Origin of the sequence: Actinotalea ferrariae (genome assembly GCF_019733465.1) — a bacterium.
GTDB lineage: Bacteria > Actinomycetota > Actinomycetes > Actinomycetales > Cellulomonadaceae > Actinotalea > Actinotalea ferrariae_A.
The window spans coordinates 1-1,956 of the sequence record NZ_JACVQL010000026.1; the positions used below are offsets into that span (position 1 = coordinate 1).

Annotated in this window: 2 protein-coding genes; both read left to right on the forward strand. The window is 74.1% G+C overall.

Translation table 11 applies throughout. From position 1 onward, the window contains the following. A partial coding sequence (locus tag ICW40_RS02615; RefSeq protein ID WP_221652278.1) for a cell division protein FtsQ/DivIB occupies positions 1-736 on the forward strand: 736 nt, incomplete at its 5' end. A gap of 135 nt (positions 737-871) precedes the next feature. Then, a partial coding sequence (gene ftsZ, locus ICW40_RS02620; protein ID WP_308121589.1) for a cell division protein FtsZ occupies positions 872-1,956 on the forward strand: 1,085 nt, incomplete at its 3' end.

The following is a 1,956-nucleotide window of genomic DNA, read 5'->3' on the forward strand; positions in this document are numbered from 1 at the left end:
GGAGGCGGCCGAGCGCTTCGCCGAGCGCGCGGCCGCCCGACGTCACGTGCTGCGCCGCCGTGCGCTCGGCGTCACGGCGGCCGTGGTCGTCGTGGCGGCGCTGGGCTGGCTGCTGCTCGTCTCGCCCGTGCTCGCGCTCGACGCCGGGCAGGTGGGGGTGGAGGGCCAGGGCACCGTCGTGGACGCGGCCGCGGTCGTCGCCGTCGTCGAGCCGCACCACGGGACGCCGCTGCCGCGCCTGGACACCGTCGCGCTGCGCCGCGAGATCCTCGACGTGCCGGGCGTGCGGGCCGCGGAGGTCGCGCGCGAGTGGCCGCACGGGCTGCGGATCACGGTGGTGTCGCGCGAGCCGGTCGCCGCCGTGCCGCAGACCGGGGGCGGCGTCGCCCTGCTCGACGTCGAGGGTGTCCAGGTCGGCCGGTCCGAGGTCGCGCCCGAGGGGCTGCCGGTCGTGTCGGTGCCGCTCGACGACCCCGGTGCCCGCGCCCTGACCGCGGTGCTCACCGTGCTGCGCCAGCTGCCGCCAGAGCTCGCGGCCCAGGTCGCGACGGCGTCCGCGGACAGCCAGGACACCGTGCGTTTCGGCCTGCACGACGGCGTGAGCGTCGAGTGGGGGAGCGCGGACCAGACGATGCTGAAGATCCGGGTGCTGCAGACCCTGCGGGCGGCCGCGCCGAGCGCGGGGGCCGGGCACTACGACGTCTCGGCGCCCGAGCTGCCGATCACCCGGTCCTGATCCGGCGACACGCGCCCGTGGTCGTTGCCCACGCCTGCCCGGCGACCTAGCGTCGCACCCGACAGCATCTGACATAACTCTAACCTTCTACCTGAGACTGAAGGTTGGGACCCGAGCAGGACGAGAGGCACCGACGTGGCAGCTCCGCAGAACTACCTGGCGGTCATCAAGGTGGTCGGCATCGGTGGCGGCGGCGTCAACGCCGTCAACCGGATGATCGAGGTCGGGCTCAAGGGCGTCGAGTTCATCGCGATCAACACGGACGCGCAGGCGCTCCTCATGTCGGACGCGGACGTGAAGCTCGACGTCGGCCGCGAGCTGACCCGGGGCCTGGGCGCGGGCGCCGACCCCGAGGTCGGCAAGAAGGCCGCCGAGGACCACGCCGAGGAGATCGAGGACGTCCTGCGCGGGGCGGACATGGTGTTCGTGACCGCGGGGGAGGGCGGCGGCACCGGCACGGGCGGAGCGCCCGTCGTCGCGCGCATCGCACGCTCGCTCGGTGCGCTGACCATCGGCGTCGTGACGCGCCCGTTCACGTTCGAGGGCCGGCGGCGCTCGGTCCAGGCGGAGAACGGCATCGACGCGCTGCGCTCCGAGGTCGACACGCTCATCGTCATCCCCAACGACCGGCTGCTGTCCATCTCGGACCGGTCCGTCTCGGTCCTCGACGCGTTCCACTCGGCGGACCAGGTGCTGCTGTCCGGCGTCCAGGGCATCACGGACCTCATCACCACGCCGGGCCTGATCAACCTCGACTTCGCCGACGTCAAGAGCGTCATGCAGGGTGCGGGCAGCGCCCTCATGGGCATCGGCTCGGCGCGTGGCGACGACCGGGCGGTGCAGGCGGCCGAGCTCGCGATCTCCTCGCCCCTGCTGGAGGCGAGCATCGACGGCGCGCACGGCGTGCTGCTCTCGATCCAGGGCGGCTCCGACCTCGGGCTCTTCGAGATCAACGAGGCCGCGCGACTGGTCCAGGAGGCCGCGCACCCGGAGGCCAACATCATCTTCGGCGCGGTCATCGACGACGCCCTGGGCGACGAGGTCCGTGTGACCGTCATCGCGGCGGGCTTCGACACGGGGAGCCCGACGGTGCGCCGGGACAACCGGGCGCTCGGGCAGGTGAGCAGCGCGCCTCGCGTGCCGAGCGTCGTGCCGGCCGAGGCGCGTCCCGCGCCGTCGGACCTCGCTCCGGCCGCGGCCGGCGCGGAGCAGCCGTGGCG